The sequence below is a fragment of the Myxococcus sp. AB056 genome (assembly GCF_006547365.1).
Classification (GTDB): domain Bacteria; phylum Myxococcota; class Myxococcia; order Myxococcales; family Myxococcaceae; genus Myxococcus; species Myxococcus virescens.
Window position 1 is genome coordinate 50,500 of record NZ_VHLB01000003.1, and the last position, 19,634, is coordinate 70,133.

The window sequence follows — 19,634 nt, forward strand, 5'->3', positions numbered from 1 at the left end:
TCAGGGCAGGGGCCGTGGCGTCACCTGGATGTCCCGCTCCAGCGTCTCCCCCTCCGCGAGGAAGAGCTCCTCCCGGTGGACGGTGAAGCGAGCGGGCTTCACCTCTTCTTCCAGCAGGACGATGAACGTGTACGCCCCAGCCGGGAGCTGCTCGTACACCAACACGCCCTCCAGGCTCTTCGTGGACGCTCGGATGTCTCCGAAGCGGGCCCGTGTGCGGAGCTCCCGGCTGGACACGGTCGGTGGCAGCGTGCCCGACAGCAACGCCTTGTAGATCCCCACGTCCGGCTTGACCGGAGGCATCCGGATGCCGAGTCGCATGGTGCCGCCACCGGTTGCTTCCGTGAAGGCGAACGTCACCTTGCCCATGGGGGGAATCTTCACGCGCTGCGGAAGGAAGGCCACGCTGCGGCCTTCCGCGTTCTGTCCCATGGACGCCGACAGCGTGTAGGTGCCCGCCGGGACGTTCTGGGCCTGGAACGCCCCCAGCTCCTCGTCCACGGAGGCGGAGTAGTCCCTGTCTTCGGCGACGAGCTGCACGACGGCTTCCGCGGGGTTTCCGTCGCGGTCCTTCAGGGTGCCTTCCACCTGCGCGCCCGGATACACCCGCAACTCCAAGGCTTCGTCACCCGTGCCAATACGATGGCGCAGGATGGGGTGCCCCTGGTTCGTCTGGACCAGCACGTCCAGCGGGCGCGCTTCCAGCAGTGGGAAGGCGAAAGTGCCATCCGGCTGGGAGACGTCCACGGCCAGCGCGGGGATTTCCTCGAACGTGCCGCCTTCACCCGGCAGATGGACCTCGACGATGGCGTCCTCGATGGGCTTCGACGTCGCCGCGTCCACCACCCGGCCTCGGACGTTGCGCCCAGCCTCCAGCCGCACCTGCCCCAGGTCCAGGTCCAGGTCCTCGGCCGCGGGGACCTGCACCTCGCGCACGGCGCGCGTCAGCCCAAGGGCCTCGAAGGTCAGCCGCTGTGTCCCCACGGCGGGGGCGGCGAACCTGAAGCTCCCCTCGGGGTCCCGGAAGGGCTCCTGGTTGATGGTGAAGCGGGTGATGGGGGTGCCATTCGCGCGCACCACGCGGCCATGGACGTTCCCCTGGCTTCGCAGCACCAGCCGCACGTTGCGAGCTCCCGACTGCGCGAGGACCGCGGGATGCGCGACGCCGGGAGCACGAGGCTCGGTGGCCTCGAACACATACCGGCCCTTCGCCGCGCGCAGCGAGCACTCACCTTCCTCCAGGTGGTGCAGGGTGAAGTGGCCCTCGTCGTCGCTGGTGGTGACGCTGGGGGGGAGGTCGCCGCGCTGGCCCGACAGGGATTGCCCCTCCACCGTGGCGTTCGCCACCGGGCGCCCGCGCTCGTCCACGACGATGCCGGACACCGGCGCTCCGGTCTCCAGCCGCAGCGAGGCATTCACGACCTCCGAGCCGTGCACGGTGACGGTACGCGACGCCGCTCGGGGGGCCGGGTGGGTGTTCGTCCCCGCATGCAGGCGGTACGTGCCCGGGAGCACCCCGGTAATGGAGAAGCGCCCCTCCTCGTCGCTCTCGACGGCGTGGGAGTTCCCGGTGTCGCTGTCATCCTCGAGGTGAATCGCCATGTGGTGGACGGGGAGGCCCTGGGCGCTCGTGACGGTGCCCTCCACGCGGGCCGTCGCCTCCATCACCACGCGGAGCTCGGGGCTCGGCGCGTCCGCCATCACCCGCGCCTCCAGATGGCCCTGGCTGGTGAAGACGATTTCGTAGCGCCCTGGATGGGGGGCCGCGAGCTCGAAGCGGCCGTGCTCGTCCGACGTGGTGGCGTCCACGCGCTCGAAGTCTGTCGCGGTGTCGGGTAGCGACTCCCTGTCCAGGTCGATGTCCACATTGGGCACGGGGGTTCCCTGGGCGTCGGTGACGATGCCTCGGATGACGTGGGCGCGCGCGAGGGTGAAGTCCAGGCGCAGTCCAGGCGTGGCGACTTCGTCACGCAGCGTGCCCAGATAGCCGGAGGCCAGGACGTTGAAGATGTAGGGCTCCCGCCGCAGCGGGCCCAGCCGGAACCGGCCGTCCGCCATCGTGGTGGCGTAGTCCACGGGAGGGGCTCGTCCCCTGGCCGCGCCAGCGCCCACATGGGCTTCAGGGATGGGGCGCCCAGACTCGTCGCGAACGGTGCCTTCCAGATAGATGAGCGTGCCCAGGTGCACGGTGGTGTCCGCGTCCCCGTCTTCCTCGGTGAGCGTCACCATGGCGAAGCCGTAGGCGCCCTGGTGCTCCGCGCGCACCTCGTAATCACCTGGAGAGAGTGGCTCGAAGGAGAAGCGGCCCTGGTCGTCCGTCACGGTGACGGACGCCGTGTAGGCCACGTGGACTTCCGCGCCGGCAACGGGCGTGTCCTGGGCAAGCACGCGCCCGGACAGCCGCCGGGGGAGGTGGAGGACGATGGGATTCAGGTCCTCCATCTCCACGTCTTGAAGGGAGTCTGTCAGCAGGCCGTCGCTGGCGGCGACGACGGTGTAGTCGCCCGGTGGAAGCGGACCGAAGGCGAAGCGGCCATCCGCGCCAGTCCTGGCATCGAAGAAGCGGGAGTGCTCCTGGTGGAAGAGCGTCACGCGGGCTCCGGGCAGCGGCGCGCCGGATTCGACGATGACGCGGCCAGGAAGGAAGAGGCCCGGGTCGAGGACGAGCGTCACGTCCTGCGCGTCGGTGCTGACGTCGAGCGCCAGCGTGGCGTGATGCTCGCCGATGGCCCAGAGCGCCACCGTGCCCTCGGGCAGTCCATCGAGACGGAACGTTCCTTCCGCCGACGTGACGGCCTGGGCCACCACGGGCGCGCCGCCGTGGCCCACCTCGACGAGGCCCCGCACCTGCTCCTCGGGCGCTCCCATGCAGTCGCTGGAGGACAGCGACACGTCCGGCGCGCGTGTGTCACAGGGAAGTGCGGACAGGGACTCGCCGGGCATCTCACGCGTGGCGGAGACCTGGATGCCCGCGACAGGACGGCGCCACGGGTCGAGCACGCGGCCATGGAGCGAGTGGTTGCCTTTCGGCGGGTGTGTGGGGGCGTCGAGCTTTCGAAGCGACGGACCGCGCTGCGCGCTGGGGGGCGGTGGTCGAGCACCCGAGTCGTCCTGGACATGGACGAGCGCCACGGCCAGCGCCAGTGCGAGTCCACCGAGCGCGATCATCACCACCGGCTGTTTGCGCATCGCGTTCCTCGGAGAGCCCCGCCTCGAACCCGGTGGGCATCTTTGCCTGGGTTCTCGAGCCGGTGAAAGGGGCCGGGAGGGATGCGTCAGGCGCCGGGCGTCAGGGCCTCGATGCGCGCCTTTTCCGAGACGATGAGATTCCGGACGTGCTCACGCAGGGAGGCCACGTCGGAGAAGGCGCTGGGGTCGACGGGGGGCATGACCTGGACGTGGCAGCGGGCGGTGGTCTCCAGCACCAGGCCGTGCTTGGGCAGGGTGCGCGCGGTGCCGGTGAGGACCACGGGGATGACGGGGCAGCGCTGCTTCAAGGCCAACGCGAAGGCGCCATCCTTGAAGGGCTTCACGACGCCGTCTGAGGAGCGCGTGCCTTCGGGGAACATGAGGATGGGCACGCCGCGAGACAGCCAGTATTCGCAGTCGGCCATCATCTTCGTGATGCTCGCCTTGTCACCGCGCACCAGGGGGACATAGCGGTTGAGCCGCATGTTCCAGCCGATGAGCGGCAGCTTGAAGTTCGACGCCTTGGAGACCCACTTGAAGGGGCGGTAGAGGCCGAAGAGGACCAGGATGTCGCCGAGCGACTCATGGTTGGACACGAGCACGGCCGGGCCCCGCCAGGGCAGGTGTTCGCGGCCGTCGACCTCCAGGTGCCAGAGCGGGTTGACGTAGAAGTAGAGCTGCGCCCAGAAGCACGAATACAGGTGCAGGACGCGCCCGTCGCGGTCGAACGGCAACGTGACGAGCCAGACCAGCACGGCGCCCACGAAGAGCACGGCGCTGGAGAGCATCAGGAACGCCCAGAAGACGATGGAGAAGAGGAGTCGAATGGCGCGCGCAGTGTGCCACAGGCTCGTGGGGTGTGGGCTTGTACTTGGAGGCGTCGCGCGGCGCCGGTCCGCTTCGTGGCTCATGCTCTGGTTAGCCCGTCTTCAGCACGGACACCGGCGCGGGCGGTTCGCTCGTGGACGCGTCCAGCGCTTGCACCCGCGCGCCCTCGGCGGCGAAGGCGTCTCGCAGCCAGGGATGGCAGGTGAAGGCGATGACCTGCTGGTGCTCGGAGAGCTTCGCCAGCAGGTGGATGGCGCCTCGCGCCCGCTCCGGGTCGAAGTTCACCAGCACGTCGTCGACGATGAGCGGCAGCGCACCGCGTGTCTCGCCGAAGTCGCGCACCACCGCCAGCCGGAACGCGAGGTAGAGCTGCTCGCGTGTCCCTCGGGAGAGCTGCGCCGCGCTCCAGTCACGCTGGCCATCACCCACGCGCAGCTCGCGCTCCTCTCCCGTGGGGATGAAGACGCGCTGGTAGCGGCCCTGGGTGAGCGTGGCGAAGTGCTCCGAGGCGAGCTGCACCACCCGCGGCTGCTGCTCCTCCTCGAAGCGGCGGCGTGCCCGTGCCAGCAGTGCCAAGGTCAGCCGGTCCGCCGCGTACTGCTTCGCCAGCTCGGCGGCCCGTGCGCGCAGGGACTCCTCGACGATGCGGAGCTTCGCCAGCGCGTCGTCGTTCTCCCACTGCTCCAACTGGTGGCTGAGCGCGCCGCGCTCCGTCAGCACCGCCTTCAGCCGGTCCTGGGCCTCCGCCTGTCTGTCGCGCAGGGATTCCAGCTCCACGCGCAGGCCCTGCTCGCCGCCCACGTCGATGAGCGCCTTCCGCGCGAGCGTCTCCGACAGGCCCGTGCGCGCCTCGATGCGGTGTGACAGTTCCCGCGTCCGGCCCGTCAGTTCCGCGTAGCGGCGTGCCTGCGCGGCGCGGCGGCGGAAGGTCTCCTCGTCGGCGCTGCCACCTTCGGCCAGCAGCGTCGCCAACGCCGCTTCTTCATCGTGGCACAGCCCGTCCAGTCGCGCCTTCTCCGCTCGCAGTTCGTGCCGCCGCTCTTCCAGCGTCCTGCGCTCCAGGCTCTGCGCGCGCTCCGCTTCCAGCGCCGCCGCCACCCGCGACGCCAGGGGCTCCATGACACCGGCGTCCAGCTCGCGGGCCTCCGTCGCGCCCGGGACGAGCTCCGCCACCACGGCCTCCGCCCACAGCCGCGACGTCACCAGTGCGCAGACCTGTGCGTCCACCGTGAGCGCGGCTTCCTCCGCGCCTACGTCCAGGAGTCGCTGACGGAGCGCCGCCGCGTCGCGCCACAGTGTCAGTGCCGCGGACGCGGCCAACGTGGGAGGGAAGCACCGCTGGGACAGCAGGGCCGTCAGCTCCGCGCCCAACTGTCCCTGCCGCGACTCCGCCTCGCCCACCACCTCACTCGCGCGGTGCTCCTCACGTCGCGCGGCGGCGTGCTCGGCGTGCAGTGTCTCCCGCTCCCGCTCGAGCTGCTCCCGCCGTCCCGCTCGCTCCAGCGCATCCGCCAGCACGGCTTCCCGCGCCGCCATGTCCGCCGCCGTCGCGACCAGGTTGAGTCCGGCCTCGGACGCCGCGGCCAGCAGCTCACGGTGCAGCAGTTCCTCTCGCGCGGACAGACCCATCAAGGCCGCGCGCAGCCGCTCTTCTTCCTGCTGCCGCCAGCGCTGGCGCGCGCGTTGTGCCTCCACGTCCGCGTCGCGCGCCGTCTCCACACGGCGCCGGGCCAGCTCCAGCACGCCTGTCAGCAGCAAGCCGGCTGCGAGGCACAGCGCGCCCACCACATTGCCCGCCAGCAGCCACGCCGTCACCGTGAGCGCCACCACCACCGCGGCGACCGCCGGCACCCACCACGTGGGCAGCACCGCCGCCGTCGCCTGCGGCTCGCCCTGGGTGCGGACGCTCTCGAATTGCCGGTGCAGCTCGGCCCGCTGCTCCGACAGGCGCTCCATCTCCGCGCGCACGGTGCGCAGCCGTCCCAGCCCCGCCTGTTGCTGGCGAATTCGCGACGCCCGTTCCTCCGGCAGCGACGACAGCTCGGCGTCCACTCGCGCCAGCGCGCCATCCAGGCGCTCACGCTCCGAGACGGCGCGGGCCCATGCGCCCTCCGCCTCGCGATGCGCGACTTCGGCCGCTCCCAGCCGGAGCGCCAGTTCCTCCAGCGTCACGCGGACGCTCACGCTCAAGTCCAGCGCCAGCAGGCCGGGCCCATCCACGGGCAGGCCCAGCTCGCGCAAGGCCAGCTCCACCTGCCGCTGCTTCTCCGCCAGGGCGGCCCGGCGGGAGGGCAGGGCGCGCAGCAGCGCGGCGCCCTCGGTGTATGCCGCCAGGGCCTGGCTCAGCGCCTCTTCGCGACCCCGGACGCCGGACGGCGCGGACAGCCGCTCCAGCCCGGCCTCCACCGTGGCCAGTCGCTCCGCCAGTCGGGCGCCTTCCGCGCGATAGCTTCGGCGCCGGTGCAGGCCGTCCTCGAGCCGCGACTCGCCTGCCTCAGGGAAGGTCTCCAACGCGGGCAGCGTCGCCAGCTCGGCGCGCGCCTGCGTCAGCGCCGCCACGTCCCCGAGCGCCGCCTCCAGTCGCGTCAGCCGCTCCAGTCCGGTCCCCGTCTCCAGCAGCGCCGCTTCGAGCGTCCGTTGCTCCTCCACCAGCGCGCCCAGCCGCTCCTTCTCCGCGAAGTAGCGCGCGGGCCGGTCTCCCTCCTGCCTCAGCCGTGCCTGGACGTCCTCCAGGGCCTTCAGCGTCTCGTTCAGCGAAGGCTTCACGCCGTTGGGTTTGTAGATGCCCTCGGTGCTCTTGCGGAGCTGGTCCATGACCTCCGGCAACCGGCGCGCGCCGCGCATGCTGGCGGCCACCAGGGCCTCGGAGGCGCCTCGCTGTTCGGTGAGCCGCTCGAAGCCGGCCAGCTCATCCAGGCGGAAGGCGAACACGTCGAAGAACAGCTCGCGCGACACGTGGGCCAGCGCGCTCTCCAGCGACTCCTTCGAGAGCTCCTTCCCCTCCGCGTCGCGCACCGACAGCTCGCCCTCCGACGAGCGCCTGCTCGCGATGCGGCGCACCAGCAGCGGTCCCGCGTGGGTGGTCAACGTCAGCTCGCCGCCGAACGCGCCGCCGTGGGCCGGCTCGTAGCGCTCTGGTTGCCCGCGCTTCTCGAAGCCGAACAGCATGCTGCGCAGGAAGGCCAGCAGCGTGCTCTTCCCCGCCTCGTTGGGGCCGTACAGCAGGTGCAGTCCCGGCCCCAGGTCGCGCGTGAGGCCGGAGAAGCGGCCGAAGCCGAGCACGCGCAGCGCGTCGATGCGCAGCCCCGGCTTCATGACGTCTCCTCCTCGTGCAGCGACTCCACGCCGTGCAGCCCCGCTTGCACCACCCACTCCGCGCGAGGCGCCTCCAGCGCGTCCACGCCCAGCCGCTTCAGCCGCTGGCTCAGCGCGCCCAGGGCCTCCTCTTCCCACAACCGCGCCAGCGCCGCCGGGTCCTCCGCGAGGAAGCCCACCTCGTCCAGCAGCGTGCGGGCGAAGCCGCCCGCCGCGCACACCGCCTCCAGGTCCACTTCTGGCCGGCTGCTGTCCCGCAGCGACTCCAGCAGTACCGGTGGGTGACTCCTCGCGAGCTGTTCGCGCAGGTCCACCTCCAACTGCGCCAGCGCGCCAGGACGGGCCAGCTCGCGGTGCAGCGGACCTCTTCCGGTGAGGGTGAGTCGCACCGCGTGGCCGTCCAGTTCGGGCGCGCAGCGTGCCTCCACGCCCTCCATCGCCGTGGCCAGCAGGCCGTCCAGCGTGCTGACGCCGGACAGCGGCACCTCCAGCTTGTGCCAGCGCACGCCGTCCACGGGGATGAAGCGCCGCCGCATGCCGCCGTCCTCCACCTCCACCAACATGCAGCCGCGCGGGCCGGTTTCGTTCGCGTGCCGGCCCTGCGGGTTGCCGGGGTACACCGCCACGCCGCCGCCGGGGAGCATGTGCTCGGCGCGCGTGTGGACGTGGCCCAGCGCCCAGTAGTCCAGCCCGCGCGAGCCCAGGCCCGCGGTGGTGCAGGGCGCGTAGTTGGCGTGGCCCTCCGCGCCGCCCAGGTTGGCGTGCAGCAGTCCCACGCTGAAGCCATCCCCGGTGCGGCGGAAGCGCGCGGAGAGGTCGTCGCGCACCTCTACGTCCGGATAGGAGATGCCCTGCACGCGGCACAGCCGCCGGCCCTCGCGCTTCACCTCCACTTCTTCCCAGTCCGGGCCGAACACCTTCACCGACGGCGGAAGCCCCAGCGCGCCGGTGTCTCCGCTCAGCGGGTCATGGTTGCCGTGGACGATGAAGGTGGAGATGCCCGCCGCGTCCAGCCGGCCCAGCTCGCGCCGCAGCGCCAGCCGCGCGCGCACGGAGCGGTCCTTCACGTCGAAGAGGTCTCCGGCGAGCAGCAGGAAGGCCACCCGTTCTCGCAGGCACACCTCCGTGATGCGCGTGAGCGCTCGGAACGTCGAATCCTGGAAGCGTCCCAGGAGCGGCCCCTGGGTCGCGACGCCCCGGAAAGGCGTGTCCAGGTGCAGGTCGGCGGCATGAACGAACTTGAAGGGCATGGCGCGCCGCACAACGTACCCGATGCGGGCGGGTGACCCGACATTCCGGCCCGGACGCACGGTCGCTGGCCGACAGCGACCCCTCCCTTTGTGCCCGGGTGGCGTCGACTCGCCGCCAGAACGGGTGTGGCGGGTAGGACAGAGCCGAAGGCCCAGAAGCGGAGCGGGGCCCGGGAGCATCCCGGACCCCGTGGGTTGCTTGCTCGCGGCGGTTCGCGAGCAGGCGGGCTACTGCTGACCTTCGGGGCTGTGCGTCCCGGTGTCCTGGGTGTTGTGGTCGTTCATCATCCCGGAGCCTCCGGTGCCGGCGTCCTCGTTCATCATCCCAGAGCCACCCGTGCCGGCGTCGTAGCCCTGCATCTCATGGCCGGAGCCGCCGGTGCCGCCGCTGGGGCGCGGCTGGTTGCCCTGGCCGCTACCGCCGGTGCCCTCCATGCCCGGGGTGGTCGTCGTCCCTCGCTGGTCACGGTTTTGTTCCCTGCATCCCGTGACGGACATCGCCACCGCCACCGCACCGAGCACCATCCACCGATTGAAAGCCTGCATCGCGTTTCCTCCCTGAGTAGCGACTGGCCCAAGGCTGGAGGCGGCCCTCGCGTGTTGCACCCCGTCCCCTCGGCCGTTGCGCACGCATGCCTGGGCTGCGGCCGGGCGGCCAGGGGCTGGCTTTCGTCGGAAGGGTCGTGGCCTCAGTCCACCCGCCGGAGCACGAGCAGCCCGTACTCCAGACCGCCGTCCATCAGCGCCTGCTGCAGGCGCAGGTGCTCGCGGCTGGATTCGCCGCGGCCGGCCTGAGCGAGCGCACGCAGGGGATGCTGGGAGGGGTGTGCCGAAGCGCGCTCATGCACCATCAATTCCAGGGTCAGCGACCAGAAGCCCACCACGCGTGAGGACACGTCGTCGCGTACCTCCAGCTCCAACCCCGCGGCGTGCGCGGCGGACAGGTACTCATCGAGCGAGCCGATGCGCGTGCGCCAATACCGGTCAAAGCCGGGGGCCAGCTCCGGACGGCAGAGGAAGCAGTCGGCGATGGCCAGCACGCCGCCTGGCTTCAGCAGCGTCCGCGTGCGGCGGAACCACTCGGCGCGCGGCAGGTAGCAGGCGCTCTCCACCGCCACCACCGCGTCGAAGGCCGCGCGGCCCGGCACGGAGAGGGCATCACAGAGGATGGGGCGCACGCGCGCGCTCACGCCCGCGGCCTCCGCGAAGCCGCGCACCAGCGCGACATGCGAGGGCACGTTCGTCACCGCCGTCACGTGCGCCTGATGCTCGGTGGCCCAGTAGAGCGCGCCGCCGCCCAGGCCGCAGCCGATGTCCACCACCTCGCCGCCGTCCGGGAAGCGGCCCACGGCGCGTGCCAGCTCCACCAGCAGCGCTTCCTGCGCGGCATGGACCGTGTCGCGCAGCACCTCCGAGGACGCGCCGGGCGGCGGCACCACGTCCACCAGCCCGGAGTGATAGTGCACGCGTGGGCCGGGCCCGTAGCGTTGGAGCAGCCGCTCCGTCTTCGCCTCGTAGTACGCGCTCACCTCGTCGCGTCTCCACTCGGGTTGCACGGCTTCGGCTCTCATGACTCCCCCTCTGGCAGCATCGGTTCGATGCGGCGCAGCGCCGCGTCCAGGCAGCGCAGGTCCAGTCGGCGCAGCGACTGCGCGGCGGCGCGCGCCCAGGCCACCACCGCGTGACGGTCCGCCCCGGGCATGCTGGTGAAGCGCACGTCCCGTGTGCGGATGTCCTCCGCCACGTGCGCGGCCACGCCCAGCGCCCGGCCCGCCGCCGCCGCGCGGGGCTCCAGCACCGTGCCCGCCCACAACACGCGCAGGTACGCGGCCCACTGCTGGCCGGCGATGCCCTCCGCCACCTGGCGGAACAACGGCGCCGTCCAGTCGCTGGCGCGCACCTCCAGCGCCTGCGGGCCCGCGGCCACCGCCAGGGTGCGGACCGCCTCTTCCAGCACCGGGCCCGGCAACTGCGCCTGCGCGCCGCACAGCGTGGCGAAGGCCAGGTTCTGGAGGATGAACTGCACGCACGGCCCCACGCGGATGGGTGGGTCGTGGTACGTGCACTCGCCGTCGATGAGGTCGTCGGCGAGGTTGCCCGCGCTGAAGCTGAGGAAGAGCCCGGCGCCGCGCGCCATCAGGGCCTCGCGCGGCAGACCGGCCTCCGCGCCCGCCTCGTAGAAGAGGGACAGGGGGCCCGGCTGCGCCGCCTCCAGCGCCGCGAGCACGTCCCGCTCCGACACCTCCGGCAAGCCCAGCCGGCGAAGCGCGCGCAGCGACTCCTGGTACAGGGCTCCGCCGCTCATCGGTACTCCCTGGGAAGGACCATGCGGAGCACGGCGCCGCCCCCTGCCGCGTTCTGCCGGTGCAGCATGCCGCCGCTGGCGCGCAGCAGGCACTCGCTGGTGTAGAGGCCCAGGCCCGTCGCGTGGGACTTGCTGGTGTACAGCGCCTCGGCGGGGCGGGCGAGCTGGCCGGGCGGGAAGCCGGGGCCATCATCCGTGATGGTAACCTCCAGGCGCCCGCTGAGCGGCTCCACGCGCGCATGGATGTGGACCCGCGCCGCGCCTTCCTCGCCGTTGCCCTCGCAGGCGTTGAGCACCAGGTTCTCCACCACGCGGCGCAGCGTGGGCGCGCCGCCGCGCATCAGAGCGCGCAGGGGCGGGGAGGGCTGCTCCACCTCCACCTGGATGTCCACGTCCGGGAAGCGCAGGCCCACGCTGGCCTGCACCGAGTCCAGCACGGGCGCCAGCTCTACGGGCTCCGGTTCCATGCCGGCATGGCGCCGCCCCTTGTTGCGGGCGTCCATCATCATGTCCCGTATCTGCGTCAGGTTGTCGTTGAGCTGCCGGAGCAGGTCGTCGAACTCGGTGCGGCCGGAGCCCGGGCGGTGCGCGCCCACCACGGCCAGCATGTCCGCCGCGCTGCCTGCCGCCATGAGCGCGTTGTCGATGTCGTGGTGGTAGCCCAGGATTTCCGACAGCGCCTGCGACAGGCGGCCCACGTCGCGCTCCTGCTGCTCCAGCAGTTGCGCGTGCACGGCGGCGCGCAGGCGCTCCGCGTCCGCGCGGGCCCGGTCATGCTGCACGGCGAAGGTCCCCAGGTAGAGCTGGGCGGTGAGCGCCGCGGGGCCGATGACGCCGAAGAGGGCCAGGTGTTCGTCGCTGCCGCGCAGGGGCAGGGCCAGCGCCAGCGCCAGCGCGGTGCCCAGGGCGAGGAAGGGCTGGCGCGGCGTCACCCGGTGCAGCCGGCCATGGAAGGCGGTGGTGAAGAGGAACAGCGAGGCGATGACGGCCGCCCCTGGCGGCGCCGACAGGGCCATCAGCGCGGCCACGAAGAAGTGCATCGTCGCCACGCCGAAGATGAGCCACACCCAGCCCCAGGGCTCGATGCGGCGGCGCCGCCGGTGGACGAGCGAGAACAGGATGCCGCTGGTCAACATGGGCGCGGCGCACAGCAGCGCGGTGCCGAAGTGGATGCCGAAGAAGCTCCGCGCGCCAGGGGCCCAGGCCGTCATGGCCAGCAGGCTCGGTACGAAGGCACAGAGCGCGAGCCACGCGCCCAGGCCCGAGGCGGCCAGCACCTCCGCGGCATTCTGGGCGCGCGTCCACCGCCGGAACGAGGACAGGACGGCCTGTCGCCCGGCGGAGCGCGGACTCATACGGTGGCGGACAGGATGTCACCCGCCATACCCAGGCTGGACGACTCCTCGGTGGCGTGTTCGGCCCGGAGGTTCAGTTCGTTGACGATGTCCGCGTTGCCGCGCTGGAGCAGCTGCACCGACACCTCGCCGCCCGCGAGCAGGTGGTGGAGGGCCTCCAGCACGGGCCGCAGTGCGGGGTTGAGCGTGCGCGCACCCAACGGGCCCTCCATCGCGCCCAGCTCATTGCAGCGCGCCAGGTAGGCCGTCAGCGCGTCGTCACGGACGGTGTCACCGCGCGAGCCGCCGTGCTCTGGCTTGAACGCGCGGTTTCGAGGCCGCGGCGTCGCGAGCGCGCCCGTGCGGGCATCCCAGCGCGGTGGGCATTCTCGGCGCGTGCGAAGTGGATGGAACCGGATTTCTCGGACTCTTGGCGTCATGCTGGCTCCCCCCCGGGGCCTGGCACAGTCGTTTCACCCCCGAGCAAAGCGAAGGCGCCCCCGCGCCGTCAAACTCCCGGCCAGGCGAGTGTTGTCCAGCGTGTTCTCTTCACCCTTCAAGGCAGGCGGGTGATACGGGATGGACAGAGGGTGCGGTGGAAGAGGTGCGCGGAATGTCTCGAGTCTTGACGAAGCCGGGGCCAGTCACGGTGGCGGTCCTGACGTTGCTCGTCGCGATGGCCTCCATCCAGACGGGCGCTTCGTTGGCCAAGCAAGTCTTCCCCGTGCTGGGCGCGGCGGGGGCCACGGCGCTTCGCGTGTTCTTCGCGGCGCTCATCCTGGCGGCGGTGTTCCGGCCCTGGCGGCAGCGGCTCACCCGCAAGGACTTGCGGGCCGTGGCCATCTACGGCGCGGCGCTGGGCGGGATGAACCTGACCTTCTACCTGGCGCTGGAGCGCATCCCGCTGGGCATCGCCGTCGCCATCGAGTTCACCGGGCCGCTCGCCCTGGCCATCTTCTCCACGCGCCGGGCGCTCGACTTCGTGTGGGCGCTGCTGGCCGTGGCGGGCATCCTGCTGATTCTGCCGCTGTCGGAGACGTCGCGGTCGCTGGACTGGATGGGCGTCTTCTGGGCGCTGGTGGCCGCCACCTGCTGGGCGCTGTACATCCTCTTCGGTCAGCGGGCCGGAGGCACCGTCCACGGCGGCACGGCGGCGTCGCTGGGGATGTGCGTCGCGGCGCTGCTCGTCATGCCCTTCGGGGTCGCACACGCCGGCATGAAGCTGCTGGACGTGTCGCTGCTGCCCATCATCCTGTGCGTGGCCGTGCTGTCGAGCGCGCTGCCGTACTCGCTGGAGATGTATGCCCTCAAGGCGCTCCCCACGCGCACGTTCGGCATCCTGATGAGCCTGGAGCCGGCGCTGGCCGCCGTGTCCGGGCTGCTGCTGCTGAATGAGCGGCTGTCGCTGGTGCAGTGGGCGGCCATCGGTTGCATCATCCTGGCGTCCGTGGGCAGCTCCGCGACGTCGCGCAAGCCCGTTGAAGCCGCCGCCGCGAACTGACCAGAAGGGTCCGCAGACACCATTCCCCGGGGGCGGGCCTGTCTTCGGGCTCGCAATGGGGCCCGGCGCCGGGCTAGAGGACGGCCTCATGCGTGACCGAATCCAGGCCGTGCTCCGCCAGCTTGCCCAGTCGCCCGACATGGAGGCGCGCTGGCTCCACACCCTGTCCCTGATGGAGTTCATCGGCGCGCGGAAGATTTCGCGCACCGTGGCGGACCGGCACCCGACGCTGGAGGTGCTGGGCCACCTGGCCGACGAGACGCGCCACGCCTTCGCCTTCAAGCGCCTGTCCGCCGAGGTCGCGGGCGCGGAAATCACCACGTTCCTCTGCCCGGAGGCCGCGGGCCGCTACTTCCAGGCGCTGGACCACGAGCTGGCCACCTGGGCGACGTCCTTCACGGGCGCGCCGGACGTCTATCTGCACTACCTGCTCACGACGACGGCCATCGAACGGCGCGCCATGGTGCTGTACCCGCTCTACAAGGCCGCGTCCCGCCAGCCGGCCGTGCGCGAGGAGCTGGGGCGCGTCGTCACCGAGGAGCAGAGCCACCGGCGCACCATCGAGGATGCGTGTGTCGAGCGCCTCACCGCCGTGGGCGCCACGCTGGATGCCGCGCTGGCGCTGGAAGAGCAGCTCTTCGCGGCCTTCATCGGTGAGCTGGAGGCCACCGTGGCGCGGGAGTCGGGCGCCCAGGCGGCCTTCGTTCCTGCGCCCGGCGAGGACGTCGCGGCGCGGTCGCAGCAAGGGTGACTACAGCGCGTCGTCGTCGCCCACAGGCGCGCCCGTGCCATGGGCGCCTGACAGGACAAGCGTGCCGTCCATCAGCTCCGCGCGCAGGTTGCGGGCCTTGCGCGCCCGCTTGCGGCTGAGCTCCACGCCCACCGCGTCCAGACCCAGCGCGTTGGCCACCGCCAGCACGGTGCCGTGGCCACAGAAGGGGTCCACGACGGTGCGCGTGCGGGTGTGCTCCAGGATGAAGCGGCACGCGATGAGACACGCCTCCACGCCCATGCCGCGCGTCCACGTCACCTCGCCCGCTTCCGGCAGGACGTCCGGCGTGGACTTCGCCATGTCCACGCGGACGCCGCGCGAGAAGCACAGCATGTGGGAGTACGCGGGCCGGCCGAACGTCACCGTCCCGGGCGGCCGCCGGCACACCACCTTGTGCCAGAGCAGGTCGACGCCCACCTCCTCCGCGGCGCGAGCCACCAGGTAGCCCTTGTCCACCCAGGTGCCCTCGTCCTTCACGTCCGTCTGGTAGAAGATGGCCACGCCTTCGGGCGGCACGCGCGCGAGGATGAGCGCCGCGGCGCGGATGAACCAGGCCTTCCACTCCGCCAGCAACAGGGACGGGAACTCGGACCAGTCCGGCAGGGACGCGATGGCCGAGCTGCCTTCCAACACCGGCCGCGCCTCCAGCCACACGAGTGCGTCTTCGCAGTACACCGTGCGCTTCGCCGCGCCCGCGGCGCCTGCCTGTTCGTCCACCATGGGGTGCCAGAGTCTGCCAGAGCCGCGCGCACTCCGCGTCGGGCTGGTCAACACGCCCAAACCGTGGCTTGCTAGCGCTTCCCTAGATTTCTACAATCCTGTTTTATCTCGATGCAACGGAGAGACGGAATGCCCACGACTTCAGCGAAAGACGGGACTTCGCTCCACTACCGTGTCGTGGGTGAGGGTCCGCGCACGGTCATCCTGGTTCACGGTTGGATGGTATCAGGCGCGGTCTGGGATGCGCTGGTGGAGCGCCTGGACCTGACGGGGCTGCGGCTGGTGATTCCGGACATGCGGGGCTCGGGTCAGTCGGGCCGGCCGGACGGAGGCTTCAGCCTGGAGTCGCTGGCGCACGACGTGCTGGCCGTGGCGGACGCCGTGGACGCGCGGCGCTTCACGCTGGTGGGGCACAGCATGGGCGGCCAGCTGGTGAAGTGGGTGGCCGCGGAAGTGCCGGCGCGCGTGGAGGGGCTGGTGCTCCTCAACACGGTGCCCGCCGCGGGGCTTCCGCTGCCTCCGGACGCGGCGGGGCTGTTCCGCACGTCGGCGGACAGCCGCGAGAAGAAGCAGACCATCCTCGGCCTCGCGTGCAAGCAGCTGTCGCCGGAGGCCCTGGAGGCGTTGGTGAAGGACTCGATGGGCGTCAGCCTGGCGGCCATCGAGCACGTCTTCGACGCGTGGACGGCGGGTGGCTTCGCCGACAAGCTGGCCTCGATTACGGCGCCCACGTTGGTGTTGGCCACGGACGACGCCTTCCTGCCGGCGGCCTTCCTGCGGGAGGCGGTGGTGTCGAGGATTCGCGGCGCACGCCTGTCGTACCTTCCCGGCCCCGGTCATTACCCACAGGTGGAGCGCCCGGCGGAGACGGCGGCGCTGGTGTCCGCCTTCCTCGCCGGCTCCCAGCCGGTCTGAGCGCCCGCTTCGAGGAGGCAGCACGATGGCCTGGAACATGTCCTTCGAGTACGACGCGCTGAACGACGTCGTCACCGCCTACTTCACCGACTGCGTGTTGGTGAGTGAGGCGGACGTCCTTCGCTGGCGGAAGGAAGTCGAGGAGCACCTTTCCAAGTACCCGCCCAAGGTGGACCTCCTCATCAACCTGGACGGGCTGGTGGTGAAGTTCACCGCCGGCCGTGTCTTCGGCAAGGAGCGGCGCGAGGTGCTGGAGCGCTACACGCACCGCTCGTACCGCTTCGGTGGTGACGAGATGACGCGCATGTTCGTGCTCACCAGCGGCGCCATCAACGGCGCGGCCGTCAATCACTACGCCACTCGCGACGAGGCGCTGGCCGCGCTTCAGGCCGAGCGCGAGGCGCTGCGCAAGCGGGGCTTTTCGCCCTTCGGTGGTGGCTTCGTCAGCAGCAAGGTCTGAGTCTTGCTCCCCAGCCTCATGCGCGGCGGTGCGTCTGAACACACGCCCCGTCGCAGGCGTCGATGGCTGTCGTTGATGTCGTGGGCGCGTGGCGAGTTGAGGGGGCCTCACACGCCCGCGAACCACTCGTAGCCGCGGTCCTCCCAGTAGCCTCCGGTGGGCTCGGGCAGGAAGTTCACCTCGGTGAGGTACTTCACCATCTTGTAACCCAGCTTCACGCCCGAATAGAGGCGCAGCGGCGCGCCGTGGCCGGGCGTCAGCGGCTGGCCGTTCATTCCGTAGGCCAGAATCGTCTGCGGATGGAAGGCGCTGGGCCGGTCCCAGGACGAGTAGTAGCCCGCGTCGAACGAGCGCAGCTCCACGTAGCCCGCGCGCGTGTCCGCGCCCACATGCCGGGCCAGCTCGCTCAGGCGGACGCCATGCCAGGACGCCACCGCGCTCCAGCCTTCCACGCAGTGGTGGCGAATGCGCAGGTCCGTGCGAGGCAGGCGCTGGAGGGCGTCCAGCGTCAGCACGGTGGGGTGCGCCACGAGCCCGCCCACTCGGAGCGCCCATCCCGAGGGCGCGAGCGGCACCGTGTCGGAGACGTAGTATTCGGGGAACTTGCCTGGGGGCGTCGTCTCCTCGGGAGGCAGCTCCGGCGCCAGCCGGCGTTCATCGAACAACACGGCCTGGGCGCGCGCGTTGAAGCGCTCCATGACGCCCAGGAAGCCCTCGCGAGGGCGGCTGCTGTCACACGCGCTGGCCGTGAGCGCGGTGGTGCCCAGCAGCGCCGTGCGCCGCGTGAGGTGCCTAGGCATCCGGCTTCCTTCCGCCCGTCACCATCTCCGCCAGGCTTCGCGGGTGGAGCAGCACCAGGGCGATGTGGCCCACGGTGAAGAGGGCGAGCAGCGCGAGGATGACGAGGTGGATGGCGCGCGCCGCGTCGTAGCCACCGAGCAGCGACGTGAGCGCGCCGAGCTGCACGGGCTTGTAGAGGACCAGCCCGGAGAGCACCGCGAGCAGCCCCAGCGCCAGCGTGCCCGTGTACGCCAGCCGCTGAAGGCCGTTGTACAGCCCCTGCGCGGGTGCGTGCTTTCTCACGCGCAGGTAGAAGGCGAGCGTGTCCAGGGCGTTGCGTGTATCGCGACGGGGCAGGAAGAGGCGGCGGCGCCACTCACCGCTGAGGGCGAGGTAGAGCACGTACGCCACGCCGTTGAGGGTGAGGAACCACGCGAAGGCGAAGTGCCAGTGACGGGCGCCGGCCAGCCAGTTCCCCAGCCGCATCCATTCGGGTGGAGGGATGCCCTGGAAGGGATACCAGCCGTAGGGCCGGCCCTGGGGCCCGAGCATGGGATAGGCGACAAGTATCTGGAGTCCGCTGGCCGCCATGATGAGCAGCAGCGGTACGTTGAGCCAGTGGGTGACTCGGATGAGCCACGGCTGAGGTCTGCGTCGTTCAGGGGCTTGCACGCACGCGGAAGAAAGCACCCGGCGTCACGCGGCGTGGGCGCGGCTCGTCCCGCGTTGGTGGACAGCCGTCATTCAGGGCGGGGGCCGCTCGCCTTGCGTCGACGTGAGGACGGGCCCTGGCCTCGCGGGGCAGGAAGAGGCGGCGGATTTCAGCGCGCACGATGCGCCCGAGCCCGTTCGTGCAAGTTGCAACCTGGAGAATGGCGGCAGGGACACAAGCCCCTGGAATGACAGGGGGCTCGTGAGCCGTGGCCGGGCACGGCGCGTGCTCTTGGGGAGAAGCGACCATGCTCGCTTCTCCACTGCCATCCCTGGTGTCCTCCCTGTTGCTGTCGCAGGCCCCTTCGCCGGAGCCGTCTCCCGATGCCGAAGCCCCGGGCCTGCTGTCTCGCCTGGAGGTGGAGGGCGGGGTGGACGTCTACTTCGGCTACAACGCCAATCGCCCCGCCGACGGTGCCAGTTTCATCCCCGGCACGGGCACCACCGCCCGGCGGGACAACGAGGTCTCCATCAACCTCGCGTCGCTGGGCGTGTCGCTCGCGCCCAAGCCCGTGGGCTTCAAGGTGCTGCTGGGCTTCGGCACCGGCATCGAGGTGCTGCACCAGGCCGAGCCGGAAGGCCCGGCCATCGGGCCCGAGGTGTGGCGCCATCTCCAGCAGGCCACGGTGTCGTACGCGACGGGACCGCTCACGTTGGAGGCGGGCGTCTATCCCAGTCACATCGGTCTGGAGTCGTTCCAGTCGCAGCTCAACTGGAACTACACGCGCTCGTGGATGGGCGAGCTGTCGCCCTTTTACCAGTCCGGCCTCAAGAGCACCTGGGCCTTCAATGACGCGTGGAGCGCGCAGCTCCACCTGCTCAATGGCTGGCAGACGATTGGGGAGAACAACCGCGGCAAGGCGCTGGGCACGCAGGTGGCCTATGCGGGCCCGCGGCTATCCACCGCCCTCAACACCTTCGTGGGGGAAGAGGGTGACGGTGGTCTGCGACTCTTCGTGGACGCCGTGGCCACCTGGAAGGTGACACACGCCTTCGCGCTGGCCGCCACGGCGGACGTGGGCCGGCAGGCGCGTTCCGGACAGTCCGCGGCCTTGTGGTACGCGGCGGGCTTCAACGCGCGGATGCAACTCTCCGACGTCGTGGCCGTTGCCGCCCGGGTGGAGGCCTATCGCGACGAGCACGGGCTCATCACGGGGGCCGTCCAGACGTTGGCGGGCGGCACCCTCACGCTGGAGTTGAAGCCCGCGGAACACCTGGTCCTCAAGATGGAGGCGCGCCGCGACACCTCCACCGCAGACGTGTTCACCGGCCGCGCCACGGGAGGGGATGGCGCGCCGACGCTCGAGGACGCCGAGACGCTCGGGGTGCTCAGCGCCGTCGCCTGGTTCTGAACAGGAGCCCCGTCTCATGGACCTCGTGCTCGTTCTTGTCACCGCCGCTTTCTTCGCGCTCGCGTGGGTCTACGTCCACGGATGCGAGCGCCTGTGAGGCATTGCCTGATGACTTTCGAATACGCCGCTGGCGCCGTCCTGGCCGTGCTGCTCGGTGCCTACCTCCTCTACGCGCTGCTTCGCCCGGAGCGCTTCTAGGCCC

At 71.2% G+C, this 19,634-nt stretch carries 18 protein-coding genes; 6 read left to right on the forward strand and 12 right to left on the reverse strand.

Going from position 1 to position 19,634, the window contains the following annotated elements; all coding sequences use genetic code 11:
- The 9 genes from FMP39_RS02190 to FMP39_RS37705 form a co-directional block, all read right to left on the reverse strand.
- Nucleotides 1-3,189 carry a carboxypeptidase-like regulatory domain-containing protein gene (locus FMP39_RS02190; RefSeq protein WP_141588377.1) on the reverse strand — a complete coding sequence of 1,063 codons (3,189 nt, stop codon included), beginning with the start codon at nt 3,187-3,189 and terminating at the stop codon, nt 1-3.
- An 86-nt stretch (nt 3,190-3,275) separates the two neighbouring features.
- Nucleotides 3,276-4,100, reverse strand: a complete 825-nt coding sequence (locus FMP39_RS02195; RefSeq protein WP_141588378.1) for a 1-acyl-sn-glycerol-3-phosphate acyltransferase — start codon at nt 4,098-4,100, stop codon at nt 3,276-3,278.
- Nucleotides 4,101-4,107: 7 nt separating this feature from the next.
- Nucleotides 4,108-7,332 carry an AAA family ATPase gene (locus tag FMP39_RS38535; RefSeq protein WP_141588379.1) on the reverse strand — a complete coding sequence of 1,075 codons (3,225 nt, stop codon included), beginning with the start codon at nt 7,330-7,332 and terminating at the stop codon, nt 4,108-4,110.
- Entirely contained in the window at nt 7,329-8,582 is a 1,254-nt protein-coding gene (locus FMP39_RS02205; RefSeq protein ID WP_171410322.1) for a DNA repair exonuclease, read from the reverse strand. Before FMP39_RS02205 ends, FMP39_RS38535 begins: the two co-directional genes overlap by 4 nt.
- A gap of 228 nt (nt 8,583-8,810) precedes the next feature.
- Nucleotides 8,811-9,128, reverse strand: coding sequence for a hypothetical protein (locus FMP39_RS02210; RefSeq protein ID WP_141588380.1), 318 nt, complete (start codon nt 9,126-9,128; stop codon nt 8,811-8,813).
- 143 nt (nt 9,129-9,271) lie between these two features.
- Nucleotides 9,272-10,153, reverse strand: coding sequence for a cyclopropane-fatty-acyl-phospholipid synthase family protein (locus FMP39_RS02215; protein ID WP_141588381.1), 882 nt, complete (start codon nt 10,151-10,153; stop codon nt 9,272-9,274).
- The gene (locus FMP39_RS02220) at nt 10,150-10,887 is read right to left on the reverse strand and encodes a hypothetical protein (RefSeq protein WP_141588382.1); all 738 of its coding nucleotides are present in this window, start codon (nt 10,885-10,887) and stop codon (nt 10,150-10,152) included. Before FMP39_RS02220 ends, FMP39_RS02215 begins: the two co-directional genes overlap by 4 nt.
- Nucleotides 10,884-12,242, reverse strand: a complete 1,359-nt coding sequence (locus tag FMP39_RS02225) for a sensor histidine kinase KdpD (protein WP_141588383.1) — start codon at nt 12,240-12,242, stop codon at nt 10,884-10,886. The genes FMP39_RS02220 and FMP39_RS02225 overlap by 4 nt, the downstream gene beginning before the upstream one ends.
- On the reverse strand, nt 12,239-12,661 hold the full coding sequence (locus FMP39_RS37705) for a hypothetical protein (RefSeq protein WP_228557574.1): 423 nt from the start codon (nt 12,659-12,661) through the stop codon (nt 12,239-12,241). The genes FMP39_RS02225 and FMP39_RS37705 overlap by 4 nt, the downstream gene beginning before the upstream one ends.
- 173 nt (nt 12,662-12,834) lie before the next feature.
- Between FMP39_RS37705 and FMP39_RS02235 the strand changes: the two genes are divergently transcribed.
- Both FMP39_RS02235 and FMP39_RS02240 read left to right on the forward strand, forming a co-directional pair.
- A complete protein-coding gene (locus FMP39_RS02235) occupies nt 12,835-13,722 on the forward strand; it encodes an EamA family transporter (protein WP_141588384.1) in 888 nt (295 codons plus the stop codon).
- 88 nt (nt 13,723-13,810) lie between these two features.
- Nucleotides 13,811-14,473 (forward strand): hypothetical protein, encoded by a 663-nt coding sequence (locus FMP39_RS02240; RefSeq protein WP_228557575.1) that lies wholly within the window; start codon nt 13,811-13,813, stop codon nt 14,471-14,473.
- Here FMP39_RS02240 and FMP39_RS02245 read toward each other — a convergent pair whose 3' ends face one another.
- A complete protein-coding gene (locus tag FMP39_RS02245) occupies nt 14,474-15,214 on the reverse strand; it encodes a DNA methyltransferase (RefSeq protein ID WP_194858197.1) in 741 nt (246 codons plus the stop codon).
- Nucleotides 15,215-15,343: 129 nt separating this feature from the next.
- On the opposite strand from FMP39_RS02245, the gene FMP39_RS02250 reads away from it, so the two are divergent.
- Complete coding sequence (locus FMP39_RS02250) at nt 15,344-16,129, forward strand: alpha/beta fold hydrolase (RefSeq protein ID WP_141588387.1); 786 nt, start codon at nt 15,344-15,346, stop codon at nt 16,127-16,129.
- 25 nt (nt 16,130-16,154) lie between these two features.
- Nucleotides 16,155-16,589: a hypothetical protein gene (locus FMP39_RS02255; protein ID WP_141588388.1), complete on the forward strand. Its 435-nt coding sequence runs from the start codon at nt 16,155-16,157 to the stop codon at nt 16,587-16,589.
- Between the two features lie 107 nt (nt 16,590-16,696).
- On the opposite strand, the gene FMP39_RS02260 is transcribed toward FMP39_RS02255, so the two are convergent.
- Nucleotides 16,697-17,389: a molybdopterin-dependent oxidoreductase gene (locus FMP39_RS02260; protein ID WP_141588389.1), complete on the reverse strand. Its 693-nt coding sequence runs from the start codon at nt 17,387-17,389 to the stop codon at nt 16,697-16,699.
- Nucleotides 17,382-18,041 carry a cytochrome b/b6 domain-containing protein gene (locus tag FMP39_RS02265; RefSeq protein ID WP_255508454.1) on the reverse strand — a complete coding sequence of 220 codons (660 nt, stop codon included), beginning with the start codon at nt 18,039-18,041 and terminating at the stop codon, nt 17,382-17,384. The genes FMP39_RS02260 and FMP39_RS02265 overlap by 8 nt, the downstream gene beginning before the upstream one ends.
- Nucleotides 18,042-18,328: 287 nt before the next feature.
- Between FMP39_RS02265 and FMP39_RS02270 the strand changes: the two genes are divergently transcribed.
- Nucleotides 18,329-19,432, forward strand: a complete 1,104-nt coding sequence (locus FMP39_RS02270; RefSeq protein WP_141588391.1) for an outer membrane beta-barrel protein — start codon at nt 18,329-18,331, stop codon at nt 19,430-19,432.
- A 108-nt stretch (nt 19,433-19,540) separates the two neighbouring features.
- Nucleotides 19,541-19,630, forward strand: coding sequence for a K(+)-transporting ATPase subunit F (gene kdpF / locus FMP39_RS02275; protein ID WP_141588392.1), 90 nt, complete (start codon nt 19,541-19,543; stop codon nt 19,628-19,630).
- Nucleotides 19,631-19,634: the final 4 nt, after the last annotated feature.

What these genes read in the sequence shown, in the direction of transcription:
- FMP39_RS02190 (WP_141588377.1), bottom strand. Translation starts at nt 3,189, where the DNA reads ATGCGCAAACAGCCGGTGGTGATGATCGCGCTCGGTGGACTCGCACTG.
- FMP39_RS02195 (WP_141588378.1), bottom strand. Translation starts at nt 4,100, where the DNA reads ATGAGCCACGAAGCGGACCGGCGCCGCGCGACGCCTCCAAGTACAAGC.
- FMP39_RS38535 (WP_141588379.1), bottom strand. Translation starts at nt 7,332, where the DNA reads ATGAAGCCGGGGCTGCGCATCGACGCGCTGCGCGTGCTCGGCTTCGGC.
- FMP39_RS02205 (WP_171410322.1), bottom strand. Translation starts at nt 8,582, where the DNA reads ATGCCCTTCAAGTTCGTTCATGCCGCCGACCTGCACCTGGACACGCCT.
- FMP39_RS02210 (WP_141588380.1), bottom strand. Translation starts at nt 9,128, where the DNA reads ATGCAGGCTTTCAATCGGTGGATGGTGCTCGGTGCGGTGGCGGTGGCG.
- FMP39_RS02215 (WP_141588381.1), bottom strand. Translation starts at nt 10,153, where the DNA reads ATGAGAGCCGAAGCCGTGCAACCCGAGTGGAGACGCGACGAGGTGAGC.
- FMP39_RS02220 (WP_141588382.1), bottom strand. Translation starts at nt 10,887, where the DNA reads ATGAGCGGCGGAGCCCTGTACCAGGAGTCGCTGCGCGCGCTTCGCCGG.
- FMP39_RS02225 (WP_141588383.1), bottom strand. Translation starts at nt 12,242, where the DNA reads ATGAGTCCGCGCTCCGCCGGGCGACAGGCCGTCCTGTCCTCGTTCCGG.
- FMP39_RS37705 (WP_228557574.1), bottom strand. Translation starts at nt 12,661, where the DNA reads ATGACGCCAAGAGTCCGAGAAATCCGGTTCCATCCACTTCGCACGCGC.
- FMP39_RS02235 (WP_141588384.1), top strand. Translation starts at nt 12,835, where the DNA reads ATGTCTCGAGTCTTGACGAAGCCGGGGCCAGTCACGGTGGCGGTCCTG.
- FMP39_RS02240 (WP_228557575.1), top strand. Translation starts at nt 13,811, where the DNA reads ATGCGTGACCGAATCCAGGCCGTGCTCCGCCAGCTTGCCCAGTCGCCC.
- FMP39_RS02245 (WP_194858197.1), bottom strand. Translation starts at nt 15,214, where the DNA reads ATGGTGGACGAACAGGCAGGCGCCGCGGGCGCGGCGAAGCGCACGGTG.
- FMP39_RS02250 (WP_141588387.1), top strand. Translation starts at nt 15,344, where the DNA reads ATGCCCACGACTTCAGCGAAAGACGGGACTTCGCTCCACTACCGTGTC.
- FMP39_RS02255 (WP_141588388.1), top strand. Translation starts at nt 16,155, where the DNA reads ATGGCCTGGAACATGTCCTTCGAGTACGACGCGCTGAACGACGTCGTC.
- FMP39_RS02260 (WP_141588389.1), bottom strand. Translation starts at nt 17,389, where the DNA reads ATGCCTAGGCACCTCACGCGGCGCACGGCGCTGCTGGGCACCACCGCG.
- FMP39_RS02270 (WP_141588391.1), top strand. Translation starts at nt 18,329, where the DNA reads ATGCTCGCTTCTCCACTGCCATCCCTGGTGTCCTCCCTGTTGCTGTCG.
- kdpF (WP_141588392.1), top strand. Translation starts at nt 19,541, where the DNA reads ATGACTTTCGAATACGCCGCTGGCGCCGTCCTGGCCGTGCTGCTCGGT.